General features: G+C 40.1%; 15 protein-coding genes. All 15 read left to right on the forward strand.

Annotated features, from left to right (window positions below):
• Positions 1-108: 108 nt before the first annotated feature.
• Complete coding sequence (ftsY, locus tag ATC1_RS12000; RefSeq protein ID WP_062282443.1) at positions 109-1,026, forward strand: signal recognition particle-docking protein FtsY; 918 nt, start codon at positions 109-111, stop codon at positions 1,024-1,026.
• A gap of 11 nt (positions 1,027-1,037) precedes the next feature.
• Positions 1,038-2,126, forward strand: coding sequence for a peptide chain release factor 2 (gene prfB / locus ATC1_RS12005; protein WP_062282447.1), 1,089 nt, complete (start codon positions 1,038-1,040; stop codon positions 2,124-2,126).
• 394 nt (positions 2,127-2,520) lie between these two features.
• The gene (mscL, locus tag ATC1_RS12010) at positions 2,521-2,946 is read left to right on the forward strand and encodes a large conductance mechanosensitive channel protein MscL (RefSeq protein ID WP_062284139.1); all 426 of its coding nucleotides are present in this window, start codon (positions 2,521-2,523) and stop codon (positions 2,944-2,946) included.
• 267 nt (positions 2,947-3,213) lie between these two features.
• Positions 3,214-4,266: an ABC transporter substrate-binding protein gene (locus tag ATC1_RS12015; RefSeq protein ID WP_062282450.1), complete on the forward strand. Its 1,053-nt coding sequence runs from the start codon at positions 3,214-3,216 to the stop codon at positions 4,264-4,266.
• Positions 4,267-4,393: 127 nt separating this feature from the next.
• Complete coding sequence (locus ATC1_RS12020; protein WP_062282453.1) at positions 4,394-6,820, forward strand: ABC transporter permease; 2,427 nt, start codon at positions 4,394-4,396, stop codon at positions 6,818-6,820.
• 19 nt (positions 6,821-6,839) lie between these two features.
• Entirely contained in the window at positions 6,840-7,916 is a 1,077-nt protein-coding gene (locus tag ATC1_RS12025) for an ABC transporter ATP-binding protein (RefSeq protein ID WP_062282458.1), read from the forward strand.
• Positions 7,917-8,183: 267 nt separating this feature from the next.
• Positions 8,184-8,840, forward strand: a complete 657-nt coding sequence (locus ATC1_RS12030) for an NBR1-Ig-like domain-containing protein (RefSeq protein ID WP_062282462.1) — start codon at positions 8,184-8,186, stop codon at positions 8,838-8,840.
• 52 nt (positions 8,841-8,892) lie between these two features.
• Entirely contained in the window at positions 8,893-9,849 is a 957-nt protein-coding gene (locus ATC1_RS12035; protein ID WP_062282465.1) for an NBR1-Ig-like domain-containing protein, read from the forward strand.
• A gap of 73 nt (positions 9,850-9,922) precedes the next feature.
• Positions 9,923-10,804, forward strand: coding sequence for a PfkB family carbohydrate kinase (locus ATC1_RS12040; RefSeq protein ID WP_062282469.1), 882 nt, complete (start codon positions 9,923-9,925; stop codon positions 10,802-10,804).
• A gap of 51 nt (positions 10,805-10,855) precedes the next feature.
• Positions 10,856-11,410, forward strand: a complete 555-nt coding sequence (locus ATC1_RS12045) for a zinc ribbon domain-containing protein (RefSeq protein ID WP_062282473.1) — start codon at positions 10,856-10,858, stop codon at positions 11,408-11,410.
• Between the two features lie 266 nt (positions 11,411-11,676).
• Positions 11,677-12,042 (forward strand): SUI1 family translation initiation factor, encoded by a 366-nt coding sequence (locus ATC1_RS12050; RefSeq protein WP_062282475.1) that lies wholly within the window; start codon positions 11,677-11,679, stop codon positions 12,040-12,042.
• Between the two features lie 3 nt (positions 12,043-12,045).
• Positions 12,046-13,734, forward strand: coding sequence for an energy-dependent translational throttle protein EttA (ettA, locus tag ATC1_RS12055; RefSeq protein ID WP_062282478.1), 1,689 nt, complete (start codon positions 12,046-12,048; stop codon positions 13,732-13,734).
• A gap of 586 nt (positions 13,735-14,320) precedes the next feature.
• Positions 14,321-15,334 (forward strand): inositol 2-dehydrogenase, encoded by a 1,014-nt coding sequence (iolG, locus tag ATC1_RS12060; RefSeq protein ID WP_062282481.1) that lies wholly within the window; start codon positions 14,321-14,323, stop codon positions 15,332-15,334.
• A gap of 26 nt (positions 15,335-15,360) precedes the next feature.
• Complete coding sequence (locus tag ATC1_RS12065; protein ID WP_062282485.1) at positions 15,361-16,170, forward strand: 5-deoxy-glucuronate isomerase; 810 nt, start codon at positions 15,361-15,363, stop codon at positions 16,168-16,170.
• Complete coding sequence (gene iolD / locus ATC1_RS12070; protein ID WP_062282488.1) at positions 16,170-18,035, forward strand: 3D-(3,5/4)-trihydroxycyclohexane-1,2-dione acylhydrolase (decyclizing); 1,866 nt, start codon at positions 16,170-16,172, stop codon at positions 18,033-18,035. The genes ATC1_RS12065 and iolD overlap by 1 nt, the downstream gene beginning before the upstream one ends.
• Positions 18,036-18,046 lie beyond the last annotated feature (11 nt).

Raw genomic sequence — 18,046 nt, forward strand, 5'->3', positions numbered from 1 at the left:
GTCACAAATAAAAAATGTCCCCTATATTTCGAGTTGCTGGTTGATGACTGGTTATGCAAGCATGATATAATTTCCCCGATTAACCCTTGTAATATGATTTGAGGTGTCATGGCAGATATTTTCTCAAAGTGGATTAAAGGCTTGGATAAGACAAGAAAAGTAACTTTTTCTCGTCTTACTTCGGTTTTTGGAACAAACGAAATTGACGATTATTTATGGGATGATCTGGAAGAGATCCTGATTCAGGCTGACTTAGGAATCGATACCTCTGCCGATATATTGAAAAGTCTGAAAAGGACTGCCGCAGACCAAGGATTATTTAAAGCAAATGATTTAGTGAAGTTTTTAAAAATTGAGTTGATGAATCGATTAAAAGATGTCCCAGATCCTTTTCAGGATGCAAAAGATGCAAAACCTTTTGTTATCCTGATGGTTGGAGTTAATGGATCTGGAAAGACAACCACAACCGCAAAACTGGCCAAAATATATCAGCAATCCGGCAAGAAGGTAATGATAGCAGCAGGAGATACATTCCGAGCCGCTGCAATTGACCAGCTTCAAGTTTGGGGAGATCGTCTGAATATTCCGGTTATTGCTGGAAAAGAAGGCGGAGATTCAGCAGCCGTTGCTTATGATGCTGTTCAGGCAGCAATTGCTCGCGGCAGTGATATTCTGATTATTGACACAGCAGGCAGACTTCAGTCTCGATTCAATTTAATGGAAGAATTAAAAAAAGTTCATCGTGTAATTGGAAAAGCACTGGATGGCGCACCGCATGCGACCTGGATTGTATTGGATGCGACCACCGGCCAAAATGCTTTATCGCAAGCCAAGTCCTTTAAGGAATCCGTCAAAGTCAACGGTGCAATATTAGCGAAATTGGATACTTCCGCAAAAGGTGGTATGGCTTTTGCTATCGCAAGAGAATTAGATCTGCCAATCATCTATGCCGGTTTAGGGGAAAAGCCGGAAGACCTGGAAAGATTTAATCGTGAAAGTTTCGTTGAAGGAATTATAGGAGATTAAGGAATCAGTCAATGCAGGATTTAATTGACCAAATATCGTTAAACAAACAAAAAATTGATGAACTCATTCAAAACGTCGGATTGGATAAAATTCGCGAATCCCTTACTCAGCTGCATCGTGAATCAGAAGATCCGAATCTATGGAATGATCAGGAACGCGCTCAGAAAATCTTAAAACAGGTCAATGATCTTCAGGATGAACTATCTGGTTGGGAACATTTAAGCGCCCGCATTAACGATGCTTTAGAATTGGCTAAGCTGAACGATGAATCGCTGCGTCCTGAATTAGAAAAAGAAATCAGCAGTCTGAATCTTGAAGTAAATCAGAAAGAGCTATCAACACTTTTATCAGGGAAATATGATCGCGGTAATGCGATTCTGGCAATTCATGCCGGAGCTGGCGGAACCGAAGCCCATGATTGGGCATCCATGTTGCAGCGTATGTACCTGCGTTGGGCAGAAGAGCATAATTACTTGTGCGATATTGTTGATTTCACACCAGGAGAAGAAGCCGGAACAAAGACTATCACACTGACAATTACCGGAAAATATGCTTATGGAAAATTGAAATCTGAAAAAGGTACCCACCGGCTTGTACGATTATCTCCTTTTGATGCGGCACATCGGCGACATACTTCCTTCGCGATGGTGGAAGTGCTCCCGGAAGCAATCGATGATGATTCAATCGAAATTCCGGCAGACGAAATTCGGATTGACGTTTTTAAATCCTCAGGTGCAGGCGGCCAGAACGTTCAGAAGAACTCAACTGCAGTTCGACTGCTCCACATCCCGACTGGAATCATTGTTACCTGCCAAAATGAACGATCACAGACACAAAACCGTGAAAATGCAATGAAAGTATTAAAATCCAGGCTTCTCGATATTAAACATCAGGAACAAGAAAAAGAATTAGGCGAACTTCGAGGAGAATATGTGAAAGCAGAATGGGGTAGCCAGATTCGATCTTATGTGCTGCATCCATACCAGATGGTAAAAGATCACAGAACGGATTTTGAAGTTGGTAATGCACAATCTGTACTCGATGGTAATTTGGACGGTTTTATGGAAGCTTATCTGAAATTTTTATGTAAATCAAAATAGTTTTTAGTAATTTAATAATACCGATCTTGTTTACAGCGATTCGAAATATGAAAATATTCTTTGCTGTTCGTTCTTTATTCGAAAGAATAATTCATATTTCGAATTGTTGTCATGGTTATCCTATAAGTATATTATTCTTATCTGTCTCAGTGATTTGAAATCCTTTTTTTAATCTCTCAATAAGTCCCATTTTTCTTTTTTCAGATTTTATGGCATAATGTTTTTATTGATAATTTTTTCCAAATATCTGTCATTTATTTGAAATAGAACCTCGTTATAAGTCGCAATCGGGAAAAACTTGTTATTTTGAAATTTTTACATGATGCATAATAATTTCAAAATAACAGAGAATTACCCCCTCATACTTTTTTTGTAGGAGAAAAAAATGAAAAAAATGTTCTCTGAATTTTCAGCATTTATATCGAAAGGGAATGTCATTGGTTTGGCAGTCGGTCTCATGATGGGAACAGCTTTCAATGCAATTATCACTTCCCTGATTAATGACATTTTCATGCCGATCATCGGTTTGATCACATCCGGCGTATCTTTTCAGAACTGGTTTATTCCGCTTAATGGTGAGTCTTATGCAACGTTGAAGTTGGCTCAGGATGCTGGCGCTCCAATCATAACGATAGGAAACTTTATATCAGCTCTACTGACATTTATCATCATCGCAATTGTATTGTTCTTTGTTATGAAAGCAATGGGAAAATTTATAAACGCTTTGGAAAAGAAGGAAGCAGAAGCCCCGAAACCCGTAGAACCATCAGATGAAGTGAAACTATTAACCGAAATTCGAGATGCTTTACAAAGTAAATAAATTTTATACATTTTCAGGAAACAGGAATACTTAGTTTGTCAGTTACTGCAACAACGTATTCCTGTTTTCCATTTCTTTTAGTAATTTGTCACATAAAATAATTACGTACTTCACATTTTCGATTCTTCTTCCTCTTTATAAACAGACTAAAATGAGTTTTTAAAGTATACTGATAAATGAGCAGGATAAAATGTCAGGCAAGTAAAAGATATTTGCTCTTATTTTGTAATAGAAGATTTTAATATTCTATTTAGGAGGAAAACTCGCATGAAGAAAAGTTTATTTGTTTTTGCTGTTGCAGTATTAGCGCTTGCTCTTACTGCCCCTGTTTTTGCTCAGAGCGGTGTTTTGAGCGTTCTATGCACTCCCCAGGAATTATGGTGCCAGGGTATGGAAGAAGCATTCGAAGCGAAATATCCTGAAATCGATGTACAATGGATTCGCTTATCATCAGGCGAAGGTTTAGCCAGAGTTCAGGCAGAAGCAGGAAATCCTTCCTTTGATATCTGGTGGGGCGGCCCGATGGACAGTTTCATTGCAGCAAAAGACCAAGGTGGTCTCCTTGAACAATATGAATCCCCGAACCTCAAAAACATAAATCCCGATTTTTATGACTTATTTGTTGACAAAGATCATTATTATACGGGAATTTACATGGGTTCACTGGCTTTCATGACCAATACAGACTGGTTAGCTGAAAACCCTGGAGTTGAAGCACCAAAATCCTTCGAAGATTTGCTGAAACCAGAATATAAAGGACAAATTGTTATTTCTCATCCGTCAACTGCAGGAACTGCCTATACTTTCCTTTCAACCGTACTACAGGTTATGGGTGAAGAAAAGGGCTGGGAATATTTGAAGAAATTCAATGACCAGGTTGCCATGTACACAAAATCTGGTTCCGGTGCTGGTAAATATGTTGCCTCCGGTGAATTCGGTGTTGGTGTCATGTTCTCCCATGATATGGTCAAAGAGATTGAAGATAATGGTGCACCAATGACGATCTCTTTCCCGTCAGAAGGAACTGGCTATGAAGTTGGAGCCGAAGCAATTTTGAAAGGTGCAAAGAACCTTGAAAATGCAAAATTATGGTATGACTGGGCAATCACTCCGGAAGCACAGGCTTTGGGTCCAGTATTTCAATCGTATCAGGCGCCAACAGTATCCGGTGTTGAATTATCACATCCCGAATTATTGGATGTAAAACTGATCAATTATGACTTCACATGGTCAGGTGCTCATAAACAGGAATTCCAGGACAAATTCGCAAATGAAATCCAGAATGCTGAAATGGATGAAAGCGGAGTCATGAAGAAATAGTTCCCAATGAATGTTTTAGATAACTAAAACATTTTGAAGGGCGGTACATTCAAGCTGCCGCCCTTCTTCTTTTTTTTCAAACCAATAAGTACATCTATTTTATCAATTTCAATTAGCGGAGCGGGAAATGACAGATATTCAGGCAAATACTCTTAAAAGAAAAAAGCCATCAGGCTTAATCCGCCAAATTCGGGAAATCGGATTGATTGCCCGCGATCCGATTTTAATGATCGCATTAATTTTTTCATTTATATTTCTGATCATTTTTATATTTTATCCAATTCTTAGAACGGTGATTCGAGGATTTGTATCAGATACCGGTCAGACTGATTTGACTCAATTTGCGCGGTATTTTGATGGCACCATCTTCGATGGCATTACGAAATTATTGAGATCGGCTGGTTTGATTTTACAAGAGACTGCCAAATACGGCCGGACTTATCGCGCCGTATTTGCTGACACCATAAAGATGGGATTGATGTCATCGACTTGCGGAACAATCGTCGGTTTCATTTTTGCATATGCGACTGTACGCTGCAATGTCCCAGGCAAAAAATTTGTCCATTTACTGGCGTTAGTTCCCACTGTTTCACCGCCATTTGCGGTTGCGATTGCAATGATTCAATTATTTGGCAGAAATGGCTTGGTGACCAAAACGCTTCTGGGTATCAAATTTACACCCGGCATGAATGATATTTACGGGATGGATGGTCTGGTGATTGTCCAGACTTTAACTTTCTTCTCCGTTTCCTATCTGATGCTGAAATCGATGATGGAACGTTTGGATGCCTCTATGGAAGAAGCTGCTGAGACATTGGGAGCAAGCAGGTTTTATCTCTTCCGAACAATTACCCTGCCATTGCTGATCCCGGGAATTGCAGCGAGCTTTATGCTTTTATTTGTAGAGTCACTGGCAGATCTTGGTAATCCTCAATTCATTTCGGGCAATACAACAGTCCTTTCCTCACAAATCTATATGGCAGTCATCGGAGAATACAACTATCAAAAAGCCTCAGCGCTCTCCTTCGTCTTGCTGTTGCCCACACTCATTGTATATCTCGTTCAGAGGTACTATATTTCTCGCCGTTCATACATTTCCGTTACAGGAAAACCAACAGTCGGGAAAGTTTACGAAAAAAGTAATGGAATCCGTACCATTTTTGCTGTTCTGGTTTATATAATCTGCGCATTTATCGTCGTTATTTATCTTACAGTCATTGCAAGTTCGTTTGTGAAAAATTGGGGCATCAACTTCACACCAACGCTGAATAACTGGACAAAAATGTTTGGCCGCGGTTTGGAATCAATTTTGGATACAACCTTCCTGAGTCTCTATGCGACTCCGATCGCCGCTCTCTTAGGAATGGTTATTGCTTTCCTGGTTGTTCGTAAAAAATTTCCTGGGAAAGAAGTTCTTGATTTTGGTTCGAATATCGGCGGAGCAGTTCCCGGAACAATCGTCGGTATGGGTTTTATCCTGACTTTTAATTTTCCAAATCCATGGCTGGCAATTTTTTTAGTAGTTGCCGGAAGCTGGTTTTTCATAACTTGTGTTGCTGAGACCTGGAAAAAACGCATCACTATTCTTATTCCAGGTGTTTTACTCGGTCTCATTTTCAGTTGCCTGGATGACGGTGGATTTCTTTGGGGACCTACTGGCTGGTTTGGATTAAATTTTCAACGAATATCTGGCAATATCCTCAGTGAAAGCGCAATTCCCTTCGGTATCGGGCTGAACAATATTTATTACGTTGTCGGAGCATGTTTCATTTTACTGTCGATTTTTCTAACAACGCAGCGGTCGTATCGAAGTATGGGAAAAACTGCATTTTGGGTTGGTATTTACCTTTTGCTCAATCGAATTATTCCCTATATTACAAAACCAATTCGCATTTATGGGAAACAACAAAAAATTCGCTGGTGGAAAGCGCTATGTACACAGGGAGCAGATTATCTTGAAGTGCCTTTTTCGTTACCGACTTTTTTTCTGGGTGTGTGTCTGTTTTTTGTGACTGCAATAATCATTTATCAATACCGCGGAAAATTTGAGAAACTGATTAAAACGATATTTTTGATTCTTTCCATAATGATTTTATTCACCGGTGATCAGATGCAAATGAATGGTAGCGCCTATATTATCCTTTTTGCATTTTTAGTTCGTTCACTTCCTGCTTCAGTACGGTCAGGTATTGCAGCCTTGCAGCAAATCGATTATTCGATTGAAGAAGCGTCAACAATTTTAGGCGGGGATAGTCAATATACTTTCCGAAAAGTCACATTGCCTTTAATCCTTCCTGCTTTAATGACAGGATTGATATTCAGCTTCACACGTCATATGACAAGTCTTTCTGCCATTATTTTCCTTGTGACTTCCAAATGGCAGATTGTGACTGCATCAATTATGAGCGGATGGGAACAGGATGGAATAAGCTATGCAGCGACCTACTCATCGGTCATTATTGTTCTGGTACTGATTTTTATCGGGATCATGAATATTGTTACCAGAAAAATATTGAAAATTGATGCAAATATCGATATCAATTCCGCCTTCTGAGTTAAAGGAGTAATAATTTATGTACCTTGAAATTGATCATGTTGAAAAAGTTTTTCCTCCCAGAGGAGGAGCCAAAGAAGTCAAAGCGCTGGATGGAATATGCATCGAAATCAATAAAGGTGAATTAGTAACCATGCTTGGACCTTCAGGTTGCGGTAAAACCACTACACTTCGATTAATTGCCGGATTTGAGTTTCCTACAGGCGGGAATATCCTGTTAGATGGAAAACTAATTAATAATGTTCCAACACATAAAAGAGATATGTCCATGGTTTTTCAAAGCTATGCGATTTTTCCGCATCTAAATGTTTATGAAAACATCGCATATGGTCTGAATGTCCAAAAAATCAGCAAGGATGACCAAAAAAGACGTATTAATCAAGTATTAGAAATGGTACATCTTGAAGGATTCGAAACACGAGCTCCCAATCAATTATCCGGCGGACAACAACAGCGCGTTGCGCTTGCCAGAGCACTCGTGATGGAACCAAAAGTACTGCTGATGGATGAACCGCTTTCTAACCTTGACACGAAATTGCGAGAAAAAATGCGTTTCGAAATTCGTCAATTACAAAGGGAACTGGGTTTCACTTGTGTTTACGTAACACATGATCAACTGGAAGCGATGGTCCTTTCAGACAAAGTTGTTGTTATGAACGCAGGAAAAATAGAACAAATTGGCGCTCCTCGTGATATTTACCGGTACCCAAAAACAAAATTTGTAGCGGATTTTATAGGAAGGGCGAATTTTTTGAACGGGATCATTCGAAATGTATCACAGAATGAGTTAGAAATCGAAGTTGAGGGAAAAACCATTTTCCTTTTTGATCCGAGATATGTTGATTTTAATGCGGGAGAAAAAGTCGATGTTGTTGTTCGCCCTGAAATGGTTCATGTCCGCAGAGAAGAAGGTAAATTTGAGGCTAAGATCATCCAGGCAGCATATCTTGGAGAATCCATTGAATATGTTTTAGACTTGAACGGGAAACAAATAACTGCCCATGAGACGGATCCTGCGAGACTGGATATAATTCCTGAAAAATCAAATGTGAAAGTATCATTTATCGAAAACTGTCTGCACGTCTTAAAAGCATAATAAAAAAGAGCATCTCCAGTTTTGGAGATGCTCTTTTTTACTCCTTTACCATAATTCTTTCCTTAATTCATAACAATTCGAATTATTTTTTTGAACTGCTCTCCGTTTACAGCAAGTTGAAAGACATGGAATAGTCGTTGTTTTTGTATTCCGCTCAAAAATAACACAACGATCAATCATTCAGGCCATATTTCAAATTACTGCTTCTTTTGTGAATCGTATAAAAGAGGCTATAATAATCGATAGTATTTCAAAAAAGAGAGTATCATGAATCAAATTCGTCATTTTATATGTTTATTTTCAATCATCCTCGGTATTTCTGCATGTTCTCATATTCCTCAAGAGAATAAATATGATCTTTATACGCAAGCGGCTCAGACGATTGCCGTAAATTTAACTGAAACCGCAGCAGCTATGCCGCCGACTCCGACAACCACAACGACTCCCACCAATACTCCAACAGTACTGCCAACGAATCCGATTATCCTCATTCCAACCGCAATCTCAAATACAGAAGTGACTCCAACTTCAAATATTATTAATCCGTATCAGGTGGAGTTTCTCAGTGTAGAACCATATCCCAATCAATTTACACCAGGGCAAAAATTTAGACTGACCTGGCAATTAAAGAATATCGGAACGGCCACCTGGTCAGGAAAATATAAATTTGCTTATCATAAAGGCATTCAACTTGCAGATCAGTCCATATATGAAATTAATCAGATCGTTCAGCCTGGACAAACATTAATTATTTCGATGCCATCTACAGCGCCTGCAGAATATGGAACATATCAGACAGAATGGTCATTTTCCAATCCGGAAGGAATCACTTTTTATTATGTTTATTATACGGTTGTAGTAGGTGACCAGACTTTTATTACGAGTGAACCGACTTTGGTCCCATCAGAAACGCCATCATTATAGATCATCAGAAAAGTCCAATCCTTAAGAAAAAATTGGTGACTTTTGAGGAATTATGAAAAAAACATTTCACAGCACAATCTTTTTTGTCCTTTTCCTGCTTTTCCTTTCTTCGTGTACCAATACTCCGGATGCCGTAATGATTCGAAACACAGATAAAGCAGCAACGGAACAAATAAATCAGCTTGAAACCGCAGCAGCGATGCCCCCGACAGAGACTGCTTCGCCCGTTGTGGAAAATACGCTACCGAACTATACGGCTACACCAATTATCCTTCCAACAACCTTGCGCTATGCCAGTTCTGCAACTGCTGCTCCATCCGGAATTTCATCAGGAGGTCTGAAAGACGCTGCAGTCTGGGTTAGCTTTTCGCCGGTGACAAATACGACGGTTTTGCCTGGACAGGTATTTTATCTGACAATTGAGTTAAATAATACGGGAACAACAACCTGGTCAACAGATTATGATCTGGTTTTCTATAACGGGACACAATTGGCTTACAGTTCTTCCTATCCACTCTCGTATGCAGTTGGTACAGGCAGTGATTACACAACTTCCATGTATATGATTGCTCCCTCTACGACAGGTACCTATACCTCGAACTGGTATTTGGCAGATGCATATGGCACGCCATTTTTCTATTTCAGCTATACACTGATTGTCGGAGACTTTACATCCTTAACTTCCATCGCGACCTATACGGCAACAATCACTACCACTCCTCAATTTACTGCAACGACAGGATCTTATTTTGGGCATATGTGTTCCTCTGCCGAATTAAGCTTACAACAAGGAGAAGGATGCGAAACTTATTGTAAAAACACGGTTCCTTATGCATTAAACTGCTATTACAACGGTATCTTGAATAACACAGCAACACCTATTTCCTCTTCAACAACTGCACCCACTGCAACACAGGCTCCAACAGCAACTCCAATTCCTCCGACAGCGACTTCAGAGCCTGCGACAGCCGTTCCGACGGATATACCTGGAACTCCTCCCGTGCCATAAATATAATCATAAATTGTTATTGTTTACTTAATTGATATCTTTTATATGAATTACGATTAAAAAGGAATATGCCATGAAAAAAAATTTAGACATTTTAATGGTTGGTCATTTTGCCAAAGATAAGATCATCATCGATAATGAAGGTTTTGAATGTGCCGGCGGTGCCGTTTATTATGGCAGTGTTGTTTTAAAAAGGCTTGGTTTGGAGGTAGGAGTTGCTACACGCGGAAATCCGGATGATTTCAATTATCTGAAAGAATTGACCGATTTGGGAATTGAAGTGGATGTTAAACCCGCTTCTCAGTCTTCCGGTTGCATCAATATTTATCAATCGGCTGATATGGAACGAAGAATATGCAAGCTCAATGGATTCGCCGGAGAAATTCCATATTCTGATATTCCAGAAGTAAATCCAAAAATTATCATGATCACACCGATCATTGCAGGAGAAGTCTCGTTAGAAACGCTCATTAAACTTTCAGAAAAAGCGCCGGTCGCATTGGATGTACAGGGATTTGTACGTGTACCGGAAGGCGATGACTTAAACTTCCGCCCTTGGAAAGATATGGAAGAAGGTCTAAAACATGTCACGTTTCTGAAAGTTGATAAAGCAGAAGCGCAGCACATTACCGGCACTGATGATCTTGAAAAAGCCGCCAAAATATTAGCTGCATATGGACCGAAAGAAATTGTTCTGACTCAGACCAAAGAGGTACTGGTCTATGCTGAAGGGAAATATTATAGAGCTCCATTCCTGCCAAAAAATCTGGATGGCAGGACAGGCCGCGGGGATACCTGCATTACATCCTATGTCGGCTCCAGATTGAAATATGATCCGGAACGATCATGCAAGATTGCCGGTATTATTACTTCAATGAAACAGGAAAAACATGGTCCATGGACTGGAGAAATTGATCCGCAACGTTTCGATCGTTCCATCGTATATGAAGCATAAACAAGTGTCAAAAAAATAGCAGACAATTTGTCTTGTGAATCGGAGGGAATGATGATGGATCAAAATAACAAAACATGTCCAAGCTGCAATGGATTAATTTCTGCGGATGTAGAACATTGCCCATATTGCGGTGCAGATGTTTCTTCACCTGCTGAAGCACAAACATCCGGCGCCGTTCCAGTTTCCACAATTCCTGTGGAATCTATTTCATTTACTGAAGAAAAACTCCCGGATGCATTTGGAGGAACAAACAAATCGGAAAATGAAAAATCGGCAGACAATCCGGAATCAGTCACAAAAGAGACTCTTCCCGAGAATGAACCCTTAATAAAAAATGGAGAGTCGATCCACATTCCAACATACGTTCCGACACCCAAACCTGTAAAACCAGAGGTCAGGGATGCGAAAGAAGAAATCGACAATCTTCCGCCATCGATCAATGAGATTCCTATGTCGGATGCACCATCTAAACCAAATATTACTAAAAACGTATCCAAAAATCCGGATAAAAAAATATGGTTATGGGTGATTATCAGTGTAGCAGTCTTGCTCTTGCTCTGTCTTTGCGGAGTTTTAGGCTTTTTTGTTGCTTTCAAATCTGCCTGATGATATTTTCGTAAGCAATCTTTTCAAATAACCAGTCTCTCGCTTGATGATTATGCCGGCAGGTTTTCTGTCGGCTTTTTCTTTTTTTATGAGAATCTATAATTTGAAATATCAATTTTCTATTTGAATTAAGAGGGAAGAACTTGTGGATGTGATGTTTTTGCGCAAAGACTAAATCATCACATCCTCATAAAATCCTACCTATATTCCGAATTGCTGCATGAGAATGGAAGAAACGAATAACATTTCGATATAATAAATTCCATATGAAAAGAAATGAAAACCCCGTCGTTTTTTCAACAGAATCTGGGCGGATCTGCCCAAACTGCGGATTTCCAAAACAGTCCTGTATATGCAAAAACAGCAAAACGGCATCTGCAGCCTCCTTTCCGGATGGAATCATCCGTGTGCGCAGAGAAAAACAGGGACGTGCAGGGAAAGAAGTCTCGATAATTCGAGGAATTTCGGGATCCTTGAAAGACCTGCAGATCCACGCCGGAAATATTAAAAAACAATGTGGTGCTGGCGGTTCAATTAAAGACGGAGAAATAATTATTCAAGGAGACCATATCGAATTTATCATGAATTATTTCACTAAGCTTGGAATGAAAATCAAAAAAGATGGAGGATAAAGGATGGCGGCGGTCGAACAAAATAAAGTGATTTACTCCATGATTGGGGTTTCAAAGAATTTTGATAAGAAAGTAATTCTAAAAGATATATATCTATCGTATTTTTATGGCGCAAAAATTGGCGTTCTCGGTTTAAATGGATCCGGGAAAAGTTCTCTTTTAAAAATACTGGCAGGAGTGGATAAAGATTTTATCGGTGAAACTGTCATCGCTCCGGGATATACAATCGGTTACCTTGAACAAGAACCACTCGTTGACAACAAGAAAACAGTGCGGGAAGTCGTGGAAGAAGGGGCACATGAGGCTATCTCGCTTTTAAGAGAGTTTGAAGAACTCAGCAATAAGTTTATGGATCCAATGAGCGATGAAGAAATGAACAAGCTCATGGATCGTCAGGGAAAAGTCCAAGAGAAAATTGATGCGCTGGATGCATGGGATATTGATGCAAGATTAGATATGGCGATGGAGGCGCTCCGTTGTCCACCTCCGGATGCATCAATCGAAACGCTTTCCGGTGGTGAACGCCGCCGTGTTGCGCTGTGTCGTTTACTGTTACAGCGGCCGGATATCCTGCTTTTAGATGAACCGACCAACCACCTTGATGCGGAAGCTGTTGCATGGCTCGAACGTCATCTGCAGCAATATCCGGGAACTGTTATTGCAGTTACACATGACCGATATTTTCTGGATCATGTAGCCGGCTGGATTCTGGAACTGGATCGCGGTCAAGGTATACCCTATCAAGGAAATTATTCATCCTGGTTGGAACAGAAAAAAAGTCGTCTCCAACATGAAGAAAAGGGCGAAAGTCAGCGTCAAAAAACACTGGAAAGAGAGCTTGAGTGGATTCGTATGTCTCCTAAAGGACAACATTCAAAATCAAAAGCCAGAATTTCTTCTTATGAGAAGCTCCTATCGCAGGATTTTGTAAAATCCGCTGCGGATTTACAACTATTCATCCCACCTGGCCCAAGATTAGGAAATCTTGTGATTGAAATGAAAGATGTCTCCAAGGTCTTTGGTGATCGTATCATCATGGAACATGTAACGTTTAATCTGCCCCCTGGTGGTGTTATCGGAATTATCGGACCGAATGGAGCTGGAAAGACCACACTATTTCGTATCATAACCGGATCAGTCAAACCCGATACTGGAACCGTCCGCATCGGAGAAACTGTCAAACTCGGTTATATGGATCAAAGTCGTGACTGTCTGGATCCTGATAAAACAATTTGGGAAGTTATATCTGAAGGAGCAGAAGAGATAAAAATCGGAGATAGAACTGTAAATTCGCGTGCTTATGTCTCAAGATTTAATTTTTCTGGAACAGATCAGCAAAAGAAAGTCGGTAATCTCTCAGGTGGAGAAAGAAATCGAGTTCAGTTGGCCAGAACATTGAAAAGTGAAGCAAACGTATTACTCCTCGATGAACCGACCAATGATCTTGATGTAAATACAATCAGAGCGTTGGAAGAGGCGCTTGAGAATTTTGGCGGATGCGCATTGGTTATTTCACATGATCGCTGGTTTTTAGATCGGATCGCAACACATATTCTTGCTTTTGAAGGGGATACGGATATTACTTTCTTCGATGGCAACTATACGCAATACGAAGAGGATCGCAGAAAACGATTGGGCGTTGCAGCCGATACTCCGCATAGGATGAAATATCGTTCATTAACAAGGGCTTAAATTTTACAGGTCTATTAACATTTTTTAGTAGAAACGGCAAAAGAATTTTCTTTTTGCCGTTTTTTATTAATTCTTATCAACAATTCGAATTTTGATTTCAATAGATTGAATCCTGATCCATCCGATTCCGTTACAGTAATTCGAAATATTAACCTACATCTCAAATCAATTGAGAACAAGAATTATTGTGGTATTTTTACGCAGAGCACAACAATAAACGATTCTCCCCATGTTTCGAATCGCTGATTCCAATAGAACATGGTTATAAAAAGCCATTTCATGAGATATTACATGGATTTACATTACATTTCTAAACTTGAAACAAACAAGACAAAGTGATATGATAGGCATATGATTGTAAACGTTTACAATAGATGTTTACGCTTTTGCACATTCAGATTAATCAATTTGAGTTTTTGGATAAACTTCTGATTAAGTAGGGGAAAATATGTCTATCTGTGTAAGTTCGGAATGCTTAAACGACAAAACAATGATTTTTCCTTATTTCGCTTTTCGGAACACAAATTCGAATTGTCATATCTGCATATAGTGTCAATCAAACATTAATGTTTCAGGAGAATCTGTTATGAAAAAAGTACGTATTGGCATCATTGGAGCAGGACGTATCGGGCGTGTTCATGCTCAATCCATTACTAATGGAATTCCACAAGCTGAAATTGTAGCGATTTCTGATCCTTTTATGGAAGCGGCAAAAAAAGCTGCCGAGACATTCGGTATTCCTAATACATATTCTGATTATCATGAAATTCTAAATGATCCTTCCATAAATGCAGTTTTAATTTGTTCACCGACAAATACGCATGCTGATATCGCGATGGAAGCTGCCAGAGCTGGAAAACATATTTTCTGTGAAAAGCCCATTGATACAACTGTATCAAAAATTCTTGAAACTCAAAAAGTTATCAAGGAATCAGGTGTCAAAATGCAGATTGGTTTCAATCGTCGTTTTGACCATAATTTCCGCCGCATCCGAGCGCTTACTGAAGAAGGAAAACTGGGCAAAGTTCAAATCATTAAAATTACATCCCGTGATCCTGAACCGCCATCACCGGAATATGCAAAGAATTCCGGTGGAATGTTCCTCGATATGACCATCCACGATTTTGATATGGCATGTTTTCAAGCTGGCAGTGAGGTCACAGAAGTTTTTGCAGTAGGAGCCGTCACTGTTGATCCGGAAATTGGAAAAGCTGGTGATATTGACACAGCGGTCATTACATTACGCTTCGAAAATGGCGCGATCGCAATAATCGATAATTGCAGAAAAGCAATTTATGGCTACGATCAGCGAGTTGAAGTCTTTGGAACAAATGGTTCTGCGATTGCAGAAAACGACACGGAAACGACTGTCAAATTCAGTTCAAAAGATTCCGTTTGTTCCGATAAGCCACTGTATTTCTTCCTGGAGCGATATATGCAATCGTTCGGTGATGAAATGCGGTCCTTTATTGACGCAATCCAGAATCAAACAGAAGTACCTGTGACCATTGAAGATGGATTGAAACCGATCAAAATTGCCATTGCAGCAAAAAAATCAATGTTGGAGAATCGACCGGTAAAACTCTCTGAAATTCAATAAAATAGAAGATAAGGAGAGAATTTTCCATGAATAATTTCCATATCAAAGGTGTTGATTTTCAATATCGATACAATGAGATTACAAGGATTGGCGGAAATCCGGATATGCTGATGGATTTCGGGATTTTACGTCTTCAAAAAGGTCAGATTTATGAAGATATTTATAATCTCGAACGAGCTTTTTTATTGGTATATGGAGAAATTACGCTGTCGTATAACGGTATCGAAAAGACAATCAGAAGAAAGAATTGTTTTGATGATTCACCATGGGTATTGCATATTCCCGCAGGAGTGGAATTAAAAATCATCGGTGTTGCTGAGGATTCTGAAGTCACTGTTCATCGAACAGAGAATGCGAATATTTTTGAGCCTCATCTTTATGAACCGAAAGAAACTGCAGATGAATATCGCGGCGCAGGTACAATGCAGGAAACATCGACCAGAATTGTCAGGACAACATTTGATTTTTCCAACGCACCCTATTCAAATCTCGTCATTGGAGAGGTGATCGGATTCCCGGGGAAATGGAGTTCATACCCTCCGCACCATCATCCGCAGCCGGAAATTTATTACTATAAAACCAATCCCAAAGGCGGACATGCATTTGCTGAAGTGGGTGATGATGTAATGAAACTAAGTGAAAACGACACCATTCTGATCACCAGTGGGAAAACACATCCGCATGTAACGTATCCCGGGTATGCGCTCTGGTATTTATGGGTAATTCGACATATTGATGGAAACCCTTATATCCATCCGACATTTTTGCCAGAACATTTATGGGTCACGGAACCGAACGCAAAATTCTGGCCTTTTTCCGAGAAAAAGGAGGCATAATGAAACGAATTCGTCTGACAATGGCGCAGGCTTTAGTTAAGTTTTTAGATAATCAATATGTAGAATTTGATGGTGTTGAGGATCGTTTTATTGATGGCATGCTTGGAATTTTCGGTCATGGTTGTGTAGTTGGCGTAGGACAGGCCTTAGAACAGGGCGGACATCGTATCCGATTCTATCAAGGGCATAATGAACAGGGTATGGCTCATATTGCTATTGGCTATGCGAAACAACACAACCGCAGAAAAATTATCCCTTGTTTATCCTCTATTGGACCCGGCGCTCTTAACATGATTACTGCCTGTGGTACAGCTTCTGCCAATCGAATTCCTCTCCTGGTTTTTCCTGGTGATACTTTTGCATCCAGACAGCCTGACCCTGTTCTACAGCAGGTTGAATTCCCGACAAGTTATGGTTCCACTGTCAACGACGCTTTCAAAGGAGTCTGCAAGTATTGGGATAAAGTCGAACGTCCGGAACAATTAATGACAGCAATGATCCATGCTATGCGTGTATTAACGGATCCGGCAGATACAGGCGCTGTATGTATTGCTTTACCTCAGGATGTTGAAGGGGAAGCTTATGATTATCCGGACTACTTCTTCCAAAAAAGAGTGTGGCATTTCGACCGGCGTCCGATGACACAGGGTCAAACTGACAGAGCGGCAACACTAATACGTTCCAGTAAAAAGCCGTTAATCATCTGCGGCGGAGGTGTTCGATACAGCGAAGCATGGAAAGAACTTCAACAGTTTTCCGAAGATTTTAATATTCCAGTCTGTGAGACTCAAGCCGGAAAATCAGTCATAGCATGGAATCATCCTCTGAATTTAGGCGGAATAGGTGTAACTGGAACGAAAGCAGCAAACATCATTGCAAAAGATGCGGATCTGATAATAGGGATAGGGACGCGGTTTACAGATTTCACCACCTGTTCGAAATGGTTATTTCAAAATCCCAATGTCCAAATGATCTCAATTAACATTTGTTCCTTCGACGCGGTAAAAATGGATGCGCTGCCAATTCAGGCTGATGCTAAAGAAGCGATTGTGTCATTACACACTGTGCTAAAAAAAGAGAATTATCGGTCAGCCTATACAGGTGAAATTGAATCTGTGAAGCAGGAGTGGGATGCAATTGTTGATAAACTTTACACAATGCCAGAATCAGAAGAAGGACTTTCTCAGACACGAGCTCTTGGGGAAATTAATCGTTTCATGAAATCGTCAGATATTGCCGTTGGATCAGCCGGCAGTCTGCCGGGCGATATGCAGCGTTTGTTTCGTCCGGGAGAACCTTGTTCCTATCACATGGAATATGGTTTTTCGTGTATGGGGTATGAAATCTGTGCAGCTGTCGGCGTGAAATTATCCTCTCCCTCATCGGAAGTTTACACTTTTCTGGGAGATGGAAGTTTTCTGATGCTTCACAGTGAATTGTATACGGCTATTCAGGAAGGGTTGAAGATCAATGTAATGATTTTTGACAATTCCGGATGGGGATGTATTGAAAATCTACAAAATAATCAGGGTACAAAAACATTCGGGACTGTTTTTAAAGCACGCAATCCGGAATCAGGGCTATTAGATGGATCAAACCTGCCGATCGATTTCGCAAAAATCGCTGAGGGATATGGAGCGATCGGCTACTCAATCCGATCTGTACAAGCATTAAAATCAGCACTTGAAGATGCCAGAAAACAAAGTCTTCCATGTGTTTTTGACATTAAAGTGATACCTGGTAGCATGACTCCCGGATATGAAAGCTGGTGGCGAGTCGGTGTTGCAGAAATCGCAAAAGATAAATCCGTCCAGGATGCATATGCGGATATGCAGCAACATATATCCAAAGCAAGAGATTATTAATGATTGGAGAA

Source organism: Flexilinea flocculi (genome assembly GCF_001192795.1).
GTDB lineage: Bacteria > Chloroflexota > Anaerolineae > Anaerolineales > Anaerolineaceae > Flexilinea > Flexilinea flocculi.